This window comes from Mesorhizobium sp. M6A.T.Cr.TU.017.01.1.1, from assembly GCF_004023115.1.
GTDB classification, from domain to species: Bacteria; Pseudomonadota; Alphaproteobacteria; order Rhizobiales; family Rhizobiaceae; genus Mesorhizobium; species Mesorhizobium mediterraneum.
In genome coordinates this window covers 46,426-63,633 of record NZ_RZTA01000012.1, presented here as the reverse complement: position 1 = coordinate 63,633, position 17,208 = coordinate 46,426, and the positions used below count along the sequence as shown (strand labels likewise).

Here is a 17,208-nt window from a genome sequence, read left to right as displayed (position 1 = left end):
CTTCGAAACTGGCGCGCACCACCTTGTGGCGGCCGATATCCTCGACCTTTCGGATTGAAACCGGCATGCCGGTAGCGCCAAGCCTGACATATTCGGGGCGGATACCAAGTTCGATCACGCCTGAGGTTCCAGCCTTGGGCGCGCCCGGCAATTCGATCGTCTGGCTGCCGAGCCGCGCGCTCCTGCCTTCGACCGCGACCGGCATGACGTTCATGCCCGGCGAGCCGATGAAATAGCCGACGAATGTATGCTTGGGGCGCTCGAACAATTCGGCCGGAGAGCCGATCTGCACGATCTCGCCCTCATACATGACGACGACGTTCTCGGCGAAGGTGAGCGCCTCGGTCTGGTCGTGCGTGACATACACCATGGTGAAACCAAAGCGCCTGTGCAGCTGCTTCAGCTGCGAGCGCAGCACCCACTTCATATGCGGGTCGATGACGGTCAGCGGCTCGTCGAACAGGATCGCGTTGACATCGGAACGCACCAGCCCGCGCCCGAGCGAGATCTTCTGTTTCTGGTCGGCAGTCAGCCCCCTCGCCTTTCTCCGGGCCATGTCGGCCAATCCCGTCATTTCCAGCGTCTCGCGCACCTTGCGATCGACGTCGGGTTCCGGAACGCCGCGGTTGCGCAGCGGGAAGGCCAGATTGTCGTAGACGGTCATGGTGTCGTAGATGACCGGGAACTGGAACACCTGCGCGATGTTGCGCTCCTGCGTCGACAGATTGGTCACATCCTTGCCGTCGAACAGAAGCTCGCCATGCGACGGGTACAACAGCCCGGAAATGATGTTGAGCAGCGTGGTCTTGCCGCAGCCCGACGGCCCCAGCAGCGCATAGGCGCCGCCATCCTCGAAAGCGTGATGCACCTCCTTCAGCGCATAGTCCTTGTCCGACTTCGGATGCGGCCCGTAGGCGTGGCGGATGTGGTTGCAGTCGATGCGCGCCATGTGCCCTCCTCCCTCAAGCCGCCAGCATCTGTGGCGGCGCGGCCGAGCGGCCGTTCGCGTCGAAAACCATGATGTGCCGCGGATCGATGAACACCTCGATGGTCTGGTCCGGCTCAAACACCAGGATGCCGTGCTCCAGCATCACCCAGCGGACATCGGCGAAGTCGAGATGCACAAAGCTCTCCGAACCGGTGATCTCGGTGACCGAGACCTTGGCTCTCACCGGAACCGCTGACGCGCTCGGCCGAGTAAGAGAGAGATGGTGGGGCTGGAAGCCGATCGTGTAACTCGTATCGGCAATACCGGCGAGCTCAGCCGGCACCGGGAGGTTCACCCCACCATCAAGAAGGAAGCTCGAGCCGCTCTTCTTCAGCACAATCGTGTTGAGCGGCGGATCCGCGAAAGTCTTGGCCGTGACGAGGTCGTTCGGCCTGCGAAAGACGTCGATCGTGGGGCCGAACTGAGTGATGCGGCCTTCGGAAAGCGTCGCCGTGTTGCCGCCGAGCAGCAAAGCTTCGTGCGGCTCCGTCGTGGCGTAGACGAAGATGGTGCCGCTCGCCGCGAAGATTTTCGGCAATTCCGCACGCAGCTCCTCGCGCAGCTTGTAATCGAGATTGGCGAGCGGCTCGTCGAGCAGCACGAGGCTGGCGTTCTTGACGATGGCGCGCGCCAGCGCGGTGCGCTGCTGCTGGCCGCCCGAGAGGCTGAGCGGCGTGCGGTCGAGAAAGGGCGTCAGCTTGAGCAGGGCTGCAGCATTGCGCACCTCCTTGTCGATCTTTGCCCGCTCGGTCCCGGCCACCCTCAGCGGCGAGGCGATGTTCTCGTAAATGGTCATCGCCGGATAGTTGATGAACTGCTGGTAGACCATGGCGACGTTGCGCTTCTGCACCGGGATACCGGTGACATCCTTGCCGTCGAACCAGACCGAACCGGATGTCGGAACATCAAGGCCGGCCATCAGCCGCATCAGGCTGGTCTTGCCGGAGAGCGTCGGTCCGAGAAGGACGTTGAGCGAGCCGTGCTGAAGCGTCAGGGACACGTCGCGTATATGCTCCGTCGCGCCGACCGTCTTCGTCACGTTTCTCAGTTCCAGCATGATGCCTCCTCCCAGGCTTTCTGCATCAGTCAGACCCCACTATTCGGCAGCCGCGACATGGCGCCGGCTTATCCCGCGCATGAATTCGTCGAGCGCTGCCGCCTGCTCGCGGCCCAGATGCAGGCCGCGCTTGGTCCTGCGCCACAATACATCTTCGGCCGTCATCGCCCATTCATTTTGAACGAGGTACCGCACCTCGGCCTCGTAGAGATCGGCGCCGAAGTTCCGGCCAAGGTCGGCATTCGATCTCGCGAGGCCCAGCAGCATCCTTGCGCGAGTCCCGTAAAGCCGGGTCAGGCGGCGCGCCAGGCGCGCGTCGAGGAACGGATAGGCCGTTTTCAGTTTCGCCACTTCGGCATCGAAGCCGCTCGCCGGGAAATCGCCGCCCGGAAGCGGCGCGTTTGCCGTCCACGGCTTGCCGCGCTTGCCGAGAAAACCCTCGATTTTCTCGAGCATCGATTCCGACAGTCGGCGATAAGTGGTGATCTTGCCGCCAAAAGTGTTGACGATCGGTGCCGTGCCCTCGCCGCCGTCGGCCTTCAGCACATAGTCGCGGGTCGCTTCCTGCGCCTTGGAGGCGCCGTCGTCATAAAGCGGGCGCACGGCGGAATAAGTCCAGACGATGTCCGAACGCTTGACCGGTTTCGCGAAATATTCGCTCGCCGCAGCACAGAGGTAATCGATCTCTGCGTCGCTGATCTTCACGTCATGCGGGTCGCCAGGATAGTCCTGGTCGGTGGTGCCGATCAGCGTGAACTCTTCCTCGTAGGGAATCGCGAAAATAATGCGGCCGTCCTTGTTCTGAAAGAAATAGGCGCGCGGATCGTCGAACTTCTTGCCGATGACGATATGACTGCCCTGTACCAGCCGGACATTGTGCACGTCGTTCAAGCCGACCGTGGCGGACAGCACATGGTCGACCCATGGGCCGGCGGCGTTGACTAAAAGCCGCGCCTTGACCTCCTCGGTGTCCCCGGTCTGCGCATTTTCCAGCCTGACCGTCCAAAGCGCGCCTTCACGGCGTGCGCCGACGACTTTCGTGCGGGTTCGGATCGTTGCGCCGCGGTCGGCGGCGTCGCGGGCGTTCAACGCCACCAGCCGCGCATCGTTGACCCAGCCGTCGGAATACTCGAAGGCCTTTCGAAACAACGGCTTCAGCGGCTTGCCGGCCGGGTCCCTTGCCATGTCCAGCGTCTTGGTCGCCGGCAGCAACTTGCGTCCGCCAATGTGGTCGTAAAGGAAAAGGCCGAGCCTGATCAGCCAGGCCGGGCGCAGACCCTTGGCATAGGGCAGCACGAAGCGCATCGGCCAGATGATGTGCGGCGCGTTCCTCCACAGAATCTCGCGCTCCATCAGCGCCTCGCGCACCAGGCGGAACTCGTAGAACTCGAGGTAGCGCAAGCCGCCATGGATCAGTTTGGTCGAGCCGGAGGAGGTTCCGCTGGCCAGATCGTTCATTTCGGCAAGGAAGACCGAAAAGCCGCGCCCAACCGCATCGCGGGCAATGCCGCAGCCGTTGATACCGCCACCGATGACGAAAATGTCATGGATCGGGGGTGCGTCCACAAAAGTCCTCCCGGATTTCGCATTGCAGCATTTTTAGGTTTTTACGAAACCGTGAAGGGATTATTTCGAAATGAGAACGAATGTCAAACGAAATATAAACGGCGACAATTGCCGCAACGGCACCCTTAGGAGAGCGACGTTTCGATCAGTTGAACCTCTGCCTCCTGGCAGATTTTGCGCACCGACGGGATGTCGCAGCGATCGGTGATGAAGGTGTTGACCTGCGACAGGTGGCCGATCCGGACCGGCGCCGTCCGCTCGAACTTGGTCTGGTCGGAGACGAGGATCACATGCCGGGCATTGGCGATGATCGCCTGCGCCACCTTCACTTCACGAAAATCGAAATCGAGCAGCGCACCGTCATGGTCGATCGCCGAGGCGCCGATCACCGCGTAGTCGACCTTGAACTGCCTGATGAAATCGACCGCCGCCTCGCCGACCACGCCGCCGTCGGAACCACGCACGACGCCGCCGGCGATCACCACCTCGATCGAAGGATATATACGCATCCTGTTGGCAACATTGATGTTATTGGTGATGACCATCAGGCCACTATGATCAAGAAGCGCCTTGCTGACCGACTCAGTCGTGGTGCCGATATTGATGAACAGCGAGGCATTATCCGGGATCAGCCTGGCCGCCGCGCGACCGATCGCCTCCTTCTCGTCGGCGGCGATCTTGCGCCGTGCCTCATATTCCATGTTCTCGATGCCGGAGGGAAACAGCGCCCCGCCATGAATGCGCGACAGCAGCCGCTGGTCGCACAGATCGTTGAGATCCTTGCGGATGGTCTGCGGCGTCACGTTGAAATGCGTTGCCAGATCGTCGACCAGCACGCGGCCATGGTCCTTGGCCATCTGGATGATTTCGGAATGACGCGGCGACAGGTACATTGGGGAAGCTCCCGTTTTCGTTTTTCTTGTCTATAGAGGAAAACGAAAGCGATGAAAAGGCATAAGCCGGCTAACGAAATCACATGCGTCCAAAGGCAAACCTCGGCGCAACTTTGCCGACCAATTCAACTCAACCCAGACCGCGGGCGATTTCGGTGATGACTTCGAAAGCGGTGTCGACATCCGCCGCCGTCGTATCGAACTGGCCGACCTGAAAGCGGATCGCCACCTGTCCGCCCACCCGTGTCTGGGTCAGGTAGATGCGGCCATCGTCGTTGATCGCGTTGACCAGCCGCAGATTGTGTTCGTCGATTCCGGCCGCCACCAGATGCCGGAACGAGAACAGCGACAGCATCGGCTCCGTGACAATCTCGAAATCCGGTTCCCCGGCCAGCCGCTCGGCAAGGCCTTCGCTCCAGGCGACATGGTTGCGGATCATGCTCCGGAGATTTTCAAGCCCGTGGGCGCGTAGCAGGAACCATAGTTTCAGTGCGCGAAAGCGCCGCCCGAGCGGCACCGACCATTCGGAATAGTTGATGATGCCGTCGCGCCCGTGCGTCTTCAGGTAATCCGGCTTGATGGCGAGCGTCCGCACCAGGTCTTCCGGCCGGCGGATAAACTGGACCGAGCAGTCGAATTGCGCACCCAGCCATTTGTGCGGGTTGAAGACGATAGAATCCGCGTGCTCCACGCCCGCCCAGAAATGCCGGTATTCCGGACATATCATCGCCGAACCGGCCCAGGCGGCATCGACATGCACATAGAGCCCCTGCCGCTTTGCCACCGCGGCGACGCCGGCGATATCATCGGTGCCGCCGGTGCTGGTGCCGCCCACACAGGCAATGATGCCGGCCGGCAGCATGCCCGCCTCCCGGTCGGCGACGATTGCCTCTTCCAGGGCTGCGACATCCATGGCGCGAAAGCGGCCGGCAACCGGAATGCGCACGAGGTTGTCCTCGCCGATGCCCGATACCCAGATCGCCCGGTCGATGGAGGTATGAACCTGGTCGGAAGAATAGACGCGCAATGTCGGCTGGCCTTGCAGGCCCTTCTCGTTGCCCTGCCAGTCGAGCGCGCGCTCGCGCATGGTCAATACGGCGGCGAGCGTCGCCGACGATGCCGAATCCTGCATGACGCCGGAAAACCCTTCCGGCAGACCAAGCGCCTGACGCATCCAGTCGACGACGCGCGTCTCGAGTTCGGTCGCTGCCGGCGAGGTCTGCCAGAGCATGCATTGCGCGGCCATCACCGAGACCAGATATTCGGCCACCACCGAAACCGGTGCGGCGTTGGCCGGGAAATAGGCGAAGAAGCGCGGATGCTGCCAATGCGTCATGCCCGGCAGGATCTTTTGCTCGAAGTCGGCGAAGATCTCATCCATCGGCTCCGCCGCTTCAGGCGGCGAAGTCTCTACGCTCTTGAAAATGCCACCCGGCTCGACCAGCGGCCGCACCGGTCTTTCGCGCAGCGAGTTGCGATAGTCGGCGCCCCAATCCGCAGCGCGCCTCGACCATTGCCGGAAATCGTCGTTGTTCATCGCACCTCCGGAAAGACGGGCCGTCTATTCGGGAAAATCAGGCAAGCTCGCAAAGGCAGTCTTCAGCGCGTTCGACCAGCCGTCTGAGATGGTGCGGTAGTATTGATCGTCCTGGGCTATCCGCTTCTTCAGGCTGACCTTGTAGGCGTCCTTTTCGTAGAATAGCAGGTCGAGCGGCAGACCGACCGACAGGTTCGATTTCAGCGTCGAGTCGAACGAGACCAGCAGTAGCTTCACCGTCTCGGCGAAACTCATCGTCTTTTCATAGGCGCGGATGATGATCGGCTTGCCGTATTTGGTCTCGCCGATCTGGAAAAACGGCGTGTCGTCGGTCGATTCGATGAAATTGCCTTCCGGATAGATCATGAACAGCCGCGGCGCGCTGCCCTTGATCTGGCCGCCGAGGATGAAGGAGGCATTGAAATAGGAATCCGCCCTGTCGCCGGTTGGTGACGAACTGGCGATGACTTCCTTGACGGTATCACCGACCATCCGCACCGTCTGGTACATGGAGGGCGTTTCGAGCAGTGTCGCGTGGCGATCGCCAACTGCCTTGGTGCGCTCGTCGAGCAGGCTGACGACCGCCTGCGTCGTCGCCAGATTGCCGGCCGACATCAGCACGATGACGCGCTCGCCCGGTTCCTCCCAGACATGCATCTTCTTGAAGGTCGAGATCGAATCCATGCCGGCATTGGTGCGCGTGTCGGACATGAACACGAGCCCGCGATCGATCTTCAGGCCGACGCAATAGGTCATCGAATCTCTTTGGCAGCAATCTTGCCGGGGATTACTGCTCTACCGTGACGGTGACCGCAAGCTGTTCTTCCGCTTGTCCCAGCCGAATTCCCGATACGGGCGTGGCGTCGCGGTAATCACGGCCGGTCGCCACCTTTACATAGCGTTCGTCGGGCGAAATGCCGTTGGCGACGTCGAACGCGACCCAGCCCAGGCCCGCAACATGCGCCTCGGCCCAGGCATGGCTTGCCGCCTGCTCGACCGCAGCATCCATCATCAGATAGCCGCTGACGTAGCGGGCCGGAAACCCCATGGCGCGCGCGGCGGCGGCAAAGATGTGGCTGTGGTCCTGGCAGACGCCGGTCTTGAGCGCCAGAGCGTCCTCGGCCGGGGTCGTCGCGTTGGTAGTGCCTGGCGTATAGGCGACACGCTCGCCGATCACGGCCATCAGCCGGTGCAACCTTTCGATATCGGTCCCCTCGCCGACCGACGCCGCGAGTTCGCGAATGCCGCTGCCGATCGTGGTCAACGGCGTTTCATGGCCAAACAGCCAGAGCGGCGCGAAGCCCTGATGTGGCCCGGAGACGCCCGATGTGTCGCGTGTCACCACCTCGCCTGATGCCTCGACGGTGATGAAATCGCGCTCGCCTTCGACGCTCAACAGTCGCGTGTCGTTGCCGAAATGGTCGCTGAAGCGCACTTCCTCGCGAGCCCCTTCGATCTTCAGCGACCAGGACAAGACGGTCTGCGTCGATCCGCTGACCGGAAGCAGCCGCAGCCGCTGCAGCAGATAATGCACCGGCGCATCGTAGCGGTATTCGGTCCGGTGGGTGATCTTCAACCGCATGGCTTCCTCAATAGAATCGATAGTCCTGCGCGATCTCGTCGCCGAGCCTGATGTTGTCGCGGATGAAATTCGCCAGGAATTCATGCAGGCCGGCGTCGAATATGTCCTTGATCGAGCCGGCCGCCAGCATGGCCTGGGTCTTGCCGGCTGTCGCATGACAGGCATGGCGCTCGCCATAATCGTCGCCCAGGAATCTGAGATGCTCCGTCAGGAAACGGTAGCAGAAGGTCAGCGAGCGCGGCATGCGAACGTTGAGGATCAGATAGTCGGCGATGTTGCTCGGCTTGTAGTCGGCCTCGTAGACCCAGCGATAGGAGCGATGCGCCGACACCGAGCGCAGGATCGATTCCCACTGGTAATTGTCGAGCGTGGAGCCGACCCACGAGATCGACGGCAACAGCACGTAGTATTTCACATCCAGGATGCGTGCCGTGTTGTCGGCGCGTTCGACATAGGTGCCGAGCTGCGAGAAATCGAAGATCTCATTGCGCAGCATGGTGCCGTAGAACGAGCCGCGGATCAGGGCCGTCTCGCGCTTGATCGCGTCGAGCACACTGGGCAGGTCGCGCTCGTCGATCGGCCTGGCCAGCATCCGCTTAAGCGACATCCAGGCTTCGTTGATGCTTTCCCAAGTTTCGCGCGTCAGCGCGGTGCGCACCATGCGGGCATTGTTGCGAGCCGTCTCGATCGACGCCATCGTGCTCGACGGGTTGGATGTGTCGCGCAGCAGGAAATCGGCGACGTTGGCGGCGGTATAGTCGGAATATTTCTGCGTGAAGGCAGCATCCGAGCCGGCGCTGAGCAGCACCGAATTCCACTCTTCGGAGGCATTCTGGGTGCGGGTCAGCGCCATGCGCAGCCCGGCATCGACCAGCCGCGCCATGTTTTCCGCCCGCTCGATATAGCGGTTCATCCAGTAGAGCCCGTTGGCGGTGCGGCCTAAAAGCATCAAAAAACCTTCAAGTGAAAATTAATCATCGAGCACCCACGTATCCTTGGTGCCGCCGCCCTGCGATGAGTTGACCACCAGCGAGCCTTCCTTGAGCGCCACGCGCGTCAGCCCGCCCGGCACGATCTGGATGCGGTCGGAAACCAGCACATAGGGCCTGAGATCGACATGGCGCGGCGCCAGTCCTTTGTCGGTCAGGATCGGACAGGTCGACAGCGCCAGTGTCGGCTGGGCGATGTAGTTCGACGGTTTTGCCGCGAGTTTCTTGGAAAAATCCTCGCATTCCTTCTTGGTCGCCGCCGGCCCCACCAGCATGCCGTAGCCGCCGGACCCGTGAACTTCCTTCACCACCAGCTCATGGATGTGTTCGAGCACATATTTCAGGCTGTCCGGCTCCGAGCAGCGCCAGGTCGGGATGTTGCCGAGGATCGCCTTGCGGCCGGTGTAGAATTCGACGATCTCGGGCATGTAGGAATAGATCGCCTTGTCGTCGGCGATGCCGGTTCCCGGCGCATTGGCGATGGTGATGTTGCCGGCGCGGTAGACATCCATGATGCCCGGCACGCCAAGTGCCGAGTCCGGACGGAAGGTCAGCGGATCGAGGAAAGAATCATCGACCCTTCGATAAAGCACGTCGATCTGCTTGTAGCCTTCGGTCGTGCGCATCGCGACATGGCCGTCGACGACGCGCAGATCCTGTCCCTCGACAAGCTGCACGCCCATCTGATCGGCAAGGAAGGCATGCTCGAAATAGGCGGAGTTGAAGCTGCCAGGCGTCAGCACGGCGATGGTCGGCGCGCCCTTGGTGCTTTGCGGCCGCACCGCTGCCAGCGACTGGCGCAAGAGCTGCGGATAGTTTTCCACCGGCCGCACCTTGATCTGCTGGAACAGCTCGGGAAAGAGCTGCATCATCGTCTCGCGGTTCTCCAGCATGTAGGAGACGCCGGACGGCGTGCGCGCATTGTCCTCCAGCACGTAGAACTCGTTCTCGCTGATGCGCACGATATCGACGCCGATGATATGGGTGTAGACGCCCGCCGGCGGCCGCACTCCGATCATCTCCGGCAGGAACGCCTCGTTCTTGGCGATCAATTCCTTGGGGACGCGCCCGGCGCGCAAGATCTCCTGGCGGTGGTAGATATCGTCGAGGAAGGCGTTCAGCGCCTGGACGCGCTGCTCGATGCCTTGCGTCAGCCGTCGCCATTCATTGCCGGATATGATGCGCGGAACGATATCGAAGGGAATCAGGCGTTCGGAGGCTTCCTGCTCGCCATAGACGGCAAAGGTGATGCCGGTCTTGCGAAAGACGCGTTCGGCGTCCTGCATCTTTTCAGTAAGCCTGGCCGGATCCTGCTCCTTCAGCCAGCGATCGTAAGCCGAATACGGTTTTCTCAATCCGGAGATTTCCGGAAGCATTTCGTCGAACGCTGCCAATCGCATACTCCCCTGTGAGGCCATTTCACTGGCGTCACCGGAGAAAATCAAGCGCAATCGGCGATTTGGAGGATGCGGGCGATCAGTATGTGGCGGCTGCCTAAAATTAGGGCAGCACCAATATGGCTGCGATCAGGCTTTGCCTTATGTCCAGGCAGGCGGCAGGCGCTGCTCAGAACGCGCGAAAGGTGACGACCGTGAACGTGTCCTTGATGCCTGGAAGAATCTGCACCTTCTCGTTGACGAAATGGCCGATGTCTTCCTCGTCGTCGACATAGAATTTGGCGAGCAGATCGTAGTTGCCGGCTGTCGAGTAGATTTCCGAAGCGATCTCGGCATCGGCCAAAGCGCTGGCAACGTCATAGGCCTTGCCCAGATCGCACTTTATCTGCACGAAAAATGCCTTCATTGACCGGTCCTGCTCAAGCTTGCGCCTACAGCGCCGCTCGTCCTTTAGAACGCGCAAAGGACGCTGTAGCACTTTGATTGCGCATGATCCTTTCCGAAAATCGATTCCGATTTTCGGGGTCATGCGCATAGGCGGCCCTTGTGGCAGACTGCCGCCCGGCTTTCAAGCATCAGGACGGCGCTCAGGCAGAACCCGATTTAAAGGAAGAAGCTTAACTGCGGCCGGACGGCGAATGTTCGCGGCTGCTGAAACCGTGAAGCGCCGCCGACCGATGTTATCGTCGGGCCGGATGGCAAGGATTACACGGCCGTCTACACGCAACAGCCCGACGGCAGCTTCCGCATCACCGGCTGCAGCCTGCGCTGCTTCCACTTCGCTGAGCACCTGAGCGCGTGCCCGAGCCGCGACGGTCTGATCAATCGCGCCGCCGGTAAAGCGTCCAGCTCAGCCCTGAAAGGCCCCAGTTCCTTGACGCATCAATTCGCTCATAGGCAAGTGCGCAAGCCGACGCGGGTTCGACCCGTTTCGATTGTATGTCAGGATCACCCTCCATGATCAGCCAAGCGGGACGTCGAATGCACAGTTCGTCTTTCGGGACGAACCAAGCCTGACGGCCTGTCCGCGCTGCAAAGTAGTCGACGACCATCGCAGTCCGGAAGTCGTGGTTGCTGGCATAGGTGGTGGCACCGTTTTGCGTCATCTGCCCCACGATCGAGGCATAGGAACCGCGGCCATATTCGTAGAACTGCAGCAGCGACGATATGCTGCCGCTCATCATGACCGCGAGCGCTCCTGCCGCCAGATATCTTTTGAACCCGCCCGCATCGAAGCCGCGACCGAGCATCTCGCCAGTCCAAAGCAGCAACAACGTTCCACTGACGATGAAATAGCGTGGGATCTGGAGATTGGGCAGATTCGCTGCGCACATGAGGGCAGGCAATCCCACAATTCCGATGACGTAGAGACTGGCCCGACGATCACGCCATATGCCGGCAGAGATGCAGACCATGCCGCAGGCAGCAGCGATGCAGGCCCAATCGCCAATCCAGGACGGCAGGCCCAGCAGATATCTGATCACCCCGCCATATCCCTTTGCGAACGCCTGGAACGAGAAAGGCGAAACACCCCCGACGGCGAAGCCGGACAGCTGGGCGCCGACGACCACGCAGATGGCCAACGGCAGCACCGCAAGGACGGCAGGCGTGAAAGTCAAACCGACGTCAGCGAGTGTGCGGCCAATCCTTTCCGTGCGCAGCCAAGTGACCCATGTGGTCCAGGCTACAAGGACCGGCACCATTTCGATCATCGTGAGGTGAGACAGCAGGCCCAGCAGGATCGCCGCGGCCAAAGCGATGACCGATGAACCTCTTTTGTCGAGCCAGCGTTCCAGAAAAACCACAGAAAAGAGCGTGAACAGCACCAGCCCGGCGTAGCCGCGCGCTTCCGAGCCATAGTGGACCATCGGATAGCTCACTGCAAACAGCAGACTTGTGGAAATCATCGCCCATCGCCCGCGTGGCACTGCCGCAGCTGCAACAATCGTGCTGGCGCCGAACGCGATGGACAGGCCTCGTTGGAGCAGCGGCGAAGTATCAGGGCCGATCAGATACAGATAGGCCGAATTGAGGAAATGATTGTTGTCGTGATTTACGCGCCAGAAGATCTGGTTGATCGAGGTGAGTGGCTCGATGAGAGAAAAACTCCAGATCTCGTCCAGCCAGAGATCGCCGCGTGCGCCCAGCAACCGCAGAACAAGGCCAGCCACAACGATCGCAAAAATCGCAAGCGATGGCTTGGCCATCCATCGCCGGACCGACATGAAAGAAGAGGCGCAAGGTTCGGCAACGCCGTTCGTCCGCGCCGTCACTTCTGAAGCTGAAGCTTGTCCCGAGACGAACAGGTTCTTGGTCCCCGCCCAATGCCATCCCGGCAATGCTTATTCGTCAGTCGTTTCAAAACAGTTCCCGGACAGGCTTTAGCGGGCTGGAATATCGCCCCTTGCCCAGCCCTCAGAAATTTCCACCGCCCGAGCCTCGAAGGCGCCGGCCTCGATGGCGGCACGAATGTCCTGCATCAGCTTCTGGTAGTAGGAAAGATTGTTCCAGGTCAGCAGCATCGCCCCCAACGCCTCTTGCGAGCGGACCAGATGGTGCAGATAGGCGCGCGAATAATCTCTGGCGGCCGGGCAGTCGCTCTCCTCGTCCAGCGGGCGCGGATCGTCGGCATGGCGAGCGTTGCGCAGATTGACCTTGCCGCGCCGTGTATAGGCGAGGCCATGACGGCCGGCGCGCGTCGGCATCACGCAATCGAACATGTCGATGCCGCGCGCCACCGATTTCAAGATGTCGTCAGGCGTGCCGACACCCATCAGATAGCGCGGCCTGTCCGCCGGCAGCTCCGGGCAGGTGATTTCGAGCATTTCGAGCATCACCGCTTGCGGCTCGCCGACGGCCAGCCCGCCTATCGCATAGCCCTTGAGGTCCATCGCTTTCAGCGCCTGCGACGAGCGCAGCCGCAAGGCCGGTATGTCGCCGCCCTGGACGATGCCGAACATCGCCTTGCCCTGCTGATCGCCGAATGCCGTCTTGCAACGCTCGGCCCAGCGCAGCGACAGCTCCATGGCCCGCTCGATCTCTTTCTCCATGGCCGGCAGCGCTGTGCATTCGTCGAGCTGCATCTGGATGTCGGAATCGAGCAGTCCCTGGATCTCGATCGAGCGCTCGGGCGACATCTCATAGGCGGCGCCGTCGATGTGCGAGCGGAAGGTGACGCCCTTCTCGGTGAGTTTCCTCAGCTTCGACAGCGACATAACCTGGAAGCCGCCGCTGTCGGTCAGGATCGGATGCGGCCAGCGGGCGAATTCATGCAGGCCGCCAAGCCGCGCCACACGTTCGGCGCCGGGCCGCAGCATCAGATGATAGGTGTTGCCCAAGATGATGTCCGAGCCGACGCCACGCACCTGATCCATATACATGGTCTTGACCGTGCCGCCGGTGCCGACCGGCATGAAGGCGGGCGTGCGGATTTCTCCGCGCGGCATGGTGATCGCGCCGCGCCGCGCTTTGCCGTCGGTCGCCAGCACCTCGAAGGTAAACGCCTTAGTCATTGAATTCCTTGTGTATACCGGACGCGCGTCCATCGTTCTCCTCCTTGAACAGCAGACTTGCGTCTCCGTAGGAATAAAACCTGTAGCGGTTCTCGATCGCATGCGCATAGGCCGCACGCATCGTTTCCAGACCGCAAAACGCCGAAACCAGCATGAACAGCGTCGAGCGCGGCAGATGGAAATTGGTCATCAGCATGTCGGCGGCCTTGAAACGGTAGCCGGGCGTGATGAAGATGTCCGTCGGGCCGGACCACGCGGCGAGCCGGCCGTCCTCCCGCGCAGCGCTTTCAAGCAGGCGCAGCGACGTCGTGCCGACGGCGATGATGCGCCCGCCACGCGCCTTTGCCGCGTTCAGCGCCTCGGCGGTTTCCGGGCTGACCGAGCCGATCTCGGCATGCATCTTGTGATCGGCGGTGTCGTCGACTTTCACCGGCAGGAACGTGCCGGCGCCGACATGCAGGGTAACGAAGCGCCGCTCGACGCCTTTGGCATCGAGCGCGGCGAAAAGCTCCGGCGTGAAATGCAGGCCGGCCGTGGGTGCCGCCACGGCGCCCTCTTCCCTGGCATAGATGGTCTGGTAGTCGCTGCGGTCGCGCTCGTCGTCGTCGCGCTTCGAGGCGATGTAGGGCGGCAACGGAATGTGGCCGACGGCATGCAGCGCCTCGTCGAGGAATGGACCTGACAGGTCAAAGCCAAGCAACGCCTCGCCGGCCTCGCCCTTCTCGATCACCGTGGCATCGAGCTGGCCGAGAAAGCAGGAATTGGTGTCATGGCCGAAATGGATGCGGTCGCCAACGGCGATGCGCTTGCCCGGCCGCATGAAAGCCAGCCAGCGGTCGGGAGCCACCCGCATGTGCAGCGTGGCTTCGACTTGCGCCGCCGCTTCGCCGCGCCGCCTGATGCCTTTCAACTGCGCCGGAATGACCTTGGTGTCGTTGAAGACCAGCACATCACCGGCCTCGAGCAGGGTCGGTAGCTCGCGCACCGTCCGGTTCTCAAGCCCCTCACCCGGCCTGACAACCAGCATTTTGGCGCTGTCGCGCGGTTCTGCCGGTCGAAGCGCGATGCGCTCCTCCGGCAGATCAAAGTCGAAAAGGTCGACGCGCAAGAAAATCCCAACTCAAGGTTCCGGGCAGGTCACCGCCCAGGCGCCAACACCGTCGATGCTCAGCGTGCCGCCCATTGCGAAATTGGACTGTTCGCGGGCCTTGACCAGTCGCAGTTTGGCGACAATCGAGCTGATACCCTCGTCGGTGAGATCGATCGCCATGTGCTGGTCGTCCTCGAATGCCTGTCCGACGATCACTTTCGTCGATCCCGGCTGACCGTCGGTGGTCCATGTCTTGCCGCCGGCATCCAGCCACACGCGCGCAACTGCGATCGCGGCGGTGTTTCCCATCAGGACATCGATCGATGCCGCGTCGCCTTCAGCGCTGCAAACGATCGATTCCGTCGCCAGCGCCGAAGTGGCCGCCGCGACAAGCATCAGAGTGATAGCCGCGACAGCCCGGTAGATCATTTTACGTCGGCCGCGACCTTCAGCGACACGATCTTGTCGGGATCCGGCACCGGCTCGCCGCGCTTGATCTTGTCGACATTGTCCATGCCTTCGATGACCTGGCCCCAGACCGTGTACTGACGGTTGAGGAAGGCGGCATCGTCGAAGCAGATGAAGAACTGCGAGTTGGCCGAGTTCGGGTTCTGCGAGCGCGCCATCGAGCAGGTGCCGCGGCCATGGTTGGCGTTGGAGAACTCGGCCTTCAGGTCGGGCTTGTCGGAGCCGCCCGTGCCGGCACGGGCGGGCGCGAAAGAGGGCTTGCTGGAATTGCCGAATTTCACATCGCCGGTCTGCGCCATGAAGCCGTCGATGACGCGGTGGAACACGACGCCGTCATAAGCGCCTTCGCGCGCCAGTTCCTTGATACGGCCGACATGGCCAGGCGCCAGATCGGGAAACAGTTCGATGACGACCTTGCCCTTGGTCGTTTCCATGATGAGCGCGTTCTCGCGGTCCTTGATCTCGGCCATGTCAGAATATCCTTTGAAACTAATGGGTTTACTTGCCGTCGGCGGCGATGCGCACCTTGATCATGCGATCGGGACCGGTGACAACCCCGTTCTGCGCCTCGTCGCCTTTCTTTATCTGGTCCACCAACTCCATGCCTTTCTCGACATTCCCGACGATGGTGTACTGGCCATCGAGCGGCGGCGCCGGCGCGAACATGATGAAGAACTGCGAATTGGCGGAATCCGGGTTTTGCGAGCGGGCCATTCCGACGACGCCGCGCACGTAGCGCTCGGATGTCGAGAATTCAGCCGGCAGGTCGGGAAGATCGGAACCGCCGGTGCCGACAGCATCGGCGTTGAAGCCGTTCTTCATGTTGCCGAATTTCACGTCGCCGGTCTGTGCCATGAAGCCGTCGATGACGCGGTGGAAAGCGACGTTGTCGTAAGCGCCCTGGCGCACCAGCTTCTTGATCTGCTCGACATGCTTCGGCGCGAGATCAGGCCTGAGTGCGACGGTCACGTCGCCGCCCTTCAGCGTGATGATCATGGTGTTTTCCGGATCGGCGGCGAAGGCCGAAACAGATGCAGCCACGAGGCCGAAAAGAACGACAAAGCAAGTGGCGAGCCTTTTGAGCTGCATGGATCTTTCTCCGAAAACCTTTGTTTCATGCATGTCGATGTCCCGAAACCGGGTTCGACTTTTGGGCGACATGCATTATTTCGCGAATTTGGCAGTGAGCGCGCCGGCCACAGCCGCTGGCACGAAGGGGCGGATGTCGCCTCCCATCGAGGCTATCTGACGGACAAGTGTGGCGGTAATGGTTCGCACCGAAGGGCTGGCGGGTAGAAAAACCGTCTGCAATTCCGGCGCCATGGTCTCGTTCATGCCGGCCATCTGCATCTCATAGTCGAGATCGGTGCCGTCGCGCAGGCCGCGGATCATGATCGAGGCACCCTGCTTCCTGGCCGCGTCGATGACCAGCCCGTCGAAAGCGACAACCTTGATGCGGGCGCCGTCACGGCCGAATTCGGCCTTCGTCGCCGCTTCGATGAGGCCGACCCGTTCCTCGAAGGAAAACAGCGGCTTCTTGCCGGGATGAATGCCGATCGCCGCGCAGACCGTGTCCGCCACGGCCAGCGACGCCTTCAGCACGTCAAGATGGCCGTTGGTCAGCGGGTCGAAGGAGCCGGCATAGAGGGCGATGCGTTCTGTCATGGCAGGTGCTTCTAGCGAGCCTCTCTCGCAAAGGCAATCCGATCAGCGAGCGGCCAATGCATGTCGCCCAAAGTGCGCAGCGGTTTTGGGACAACGACATGCACCCAAACAGGGACTCAATGCGCATCGCCTGGGCCACGTTAATCGCGATGCGCTTTGAGTGAACTTTTGACCGAAATGAACGACAGATGAACGGGCCGATCACAGAGGCTTCACGCAGCGTTCACTAGGTTGCAGCTTCAGAAGATGAAACCAAAACCCCATTTGAACGTTGTTAGGCGCAGGAGAACACGCACATGCTGATCTACATGCTCGCCGCCGCAATGACCGTCGCCATGCTGATTGCCACCGTATTCGGGTTGCATCAGGAAGCAGGGCGTGTCCGCGCCAAGGCCAATACCAAACGGTTCGAGGGCTTCGGTATCCGCAAGCCTTATCGCCACTTCTGAACCGGCCGTTATTTG

General features: G+C 61.4%; 18 protein-coding genes and 1 pseudogene. 2 read left to right on the top strand and 17 right to left on the bottom strand.

Going from position 1 to position 17,208, the window contains the following annotated elements:
* The 10 genes from EOB36_RS06110 to EOB36_RS06065 form a co-directional block, all read right to left on the bottom strand.
* A partial coding sequence (locus tag EOB36_RS06110) for an ABC transporter ATP-binding protein (RefSeq protein WP_245467637.1) occupies positions 1–949 on the bottom strand: 949 nt, incomplete at its 3' end.
* A gap of 13 nt (positions 950–962) precedes the next feature.
* Positions 963–2,045, bottom strand: coding sequence for an ABC transporter ATP-binding protein (locus EOB36_RS06105; protein ID WP_128284523.1), 1,083 nt, complete (start codon positions 2,043–2,045; stop codon positions 963–965).
* A gap of 39 nt (positions 2,046–2,084) precedes the next feature.
* Entirely contained in the window at positions 2,085–3,611 is a 1,527-nt protein-coding gene (gene glpD, locus EOB36_RS06100) for a glycerol-3-phosphate dehydrogenase (protein WP_127205648.1), read from the bottom strand.
* 125 nt (positions 3,612–3,736) lie between these two features.
* Complete coding sequence (locus tag EOB36_RS06095) at positions 3,737–4,504, bottom strand: DeoR/GlpR family DNA-binding transcription regulator (RefSeq protein WP_095485289.1); 768 nt, start codon at positions 4,502–4,504, stop codon at positions 3,737–3,739.
* A gap of 130 nt (positions 4,505–4,634) precedes the next feature.
* Positions 4,635–6,041: a pyridoxal-dependent decarboxylase gene (locus EOB36_RS06090; protein WP_127291652.1), complete on the bottom strand. Its 1,407-nt coding sequence runs from the start codon at positions 6,039–6,041 to the stop codon at positions 4,635–4,637.
* Between the two features lie 24 nt (positions 6,042–6,065).
* Complete coding sequence (locus EOB36_RS06085; RefSeq protein ID WP_095485291.1) at positions 6,066–6,797, bottom strand: peptidase; 732 nt, start codon at positions 6,795–6,797, stop codon at positions 6,066–6,068.
* A 31-nt stretch (positions 6,798–6,828) separates the two neighbouring features.
* Entirely contained in the window at positions 6,829–7,623 is a 795-nt protein-coding gene (locus tag EOB36_RS06080) for a transglutaminase family protein (RefSeq protein ID WP_095485292.1), read from the bottom strand.
* 7 nt (positions 7,624–7,630) lie between these two features.
* Positions 7,631–8,572, bottom strand: coding sequence for an alpha-E domain-containing protein (locus tag EOB36_RS06075; RefSeq protein ID WP_095485293.1), 942 nt, complete (start codon positions 8,570–8,572; stop codon positions 7,631–7,633).
* A gap of 21 nt (positions 8,573–8,593) precedes the next feature.
* A complete protein-coding gene (locus EOB36_RS06070; RefSeq protein WP_164759054.1) occupies positions 8,594–10,006 on the bottom strand; it encodes a circularly permuted type 2 ATP-grasp protein in 1,413 nt (470 codons plus the stop codon).
* A gap of 172 nt (positions 10,007–10,178) precedes the next feature.
* Positions 10,179–10,415, bottom strand: coding sequence for an Lrp/AsnC ligand binding domain-containing protein (locus tag EOB36_RS06065; RefSeq protein WP_023674883.1), 237 nt, complete (start codon positions 10,413–10,415; stop codon positions 10,179–10,181).
* Positions 10,416–10,691: 276 nt separating this feature from the next.
* On the opposite strand from EOB36_RS06065, the pseudogene EOB36_RS35920 reads away from it, so the two are divergent.
* Positions 10,692–10,778, top strand: a pseudogene (locus tag EOB36_RS35920) (DUF4864 domain-containing protein); the annotation flags it as partial.
* Between the two features lie 52 nt (positions 10,779–10,830).
* Here EOB36_RS35920 and EOB36_RS06055 read toward each other — a convergent pair.
* The 7 genes from EOB36_RS06055 to coaD form a co-directional block, all read right to left on the bottom strand.
* Positions 10,831–12,216 (bottom strand): hypothetical protein, encoded by a 1,386-nt coding sequence (locus EOB36_RS06055; RefSeq protein ID WP_128284522.1) that lies wholly within the window; start codon positions 12,214–12,216, stop codon positions 10,831–10,833.
* A gap of 174 nt (positions 12,217–12,390) precedes the next feature.
* The gene (tgt, locus tag EOB36_RS06050; RefSeq protein WP_127204112.1) at positions 12,391–13,521 is read right to left on the bottom strand and encodes a tRNA guanosine(34) transglycosylase Tgt; all 1,131 of its coding nucleotides are present in this window, start codon (positions 13,519–13,521) and stop codon (positions 12,391–12,393) included.
* Positions 13,514–14,629, bottom strand: coding sequence for a tRNA preQ1(34) S-adenosylmethionine ribosyltransferase-isomerase QueA (queA, locus tag EOB36_RS06045; protein WP_128284521.1), 1,116 nt, complete (start codon positions 14,627–14,629; stop codon positions 13,514–13,516). Before queA ends, tgt begins: the two co-directional genes overlap by 8 nt.
* 12 nt (positions 14,630–14,641) lie before the next feature.
* The gene (locus EOB36_RS06040; protein WP_095485298.1) at positions 14,642–15,040 is read right to left on the bottom strand and encodes a hypothetical protein; all 399 of its coding nucleotides are present in this window, start codon (positions 15,038–15,040) and stop codon (positions 14,642–14,644) included.
* On the bottom strand, positions 15,037–15,549 hold the full coding sequence (locus tag EOB36_RS06035; RefSeq protein ID WP_091593716.1) for a peptidylprolyl isomerase: 513 nt from the start codon (positions 15,547–15,549) through the stop codon (positions 15,037–15,039). The genes EOB36_RS06040 and EOB36_RS06035 overlap by 4 nt, the downstream gene beginning before the upstream one ends.
* Before the next feature lie 28 nt (positions 15,550–15,577).
* Entirely contained in the window at positions 15,578–16,168 is a 591-nt protein-coding gene (locus EOB36_RS06030; protein WP_095485567.1) for a peptidylprolyl isomerase, read from the bottom strand.
* Between the two features lie 75 nt (positions 16,169–16,243).
* Positions 16,244–16,744: a pantetheine-phosphate adenylyltransferase gene (coaD, locus tag EOB36_RS06025; protein WP_128284520.1), complete on the bottom strand. Its 501-nt coding sequence runs from the start codon at positions 16,742–16,744 to the stop codon at positions 16,244–16,246.
* 296 nt (positions 16,745–17,040) lie between these two features.
* Between coaD and EOB36_RS06020 the strand changes: the two genes are divergently transcribed.
* Positions 17,041–17,193, top strand: a complete 153-nt coding sequence (locus EOB36_RS06020; RefSeq protein ID WP_095485300.1) for a hypothetical protein — start codon at positions 17,041–17,043, stop codon at positions 17,191–17,193.
* Positions 17,194–17,208 lie beyond the last annotated feature (15 nt).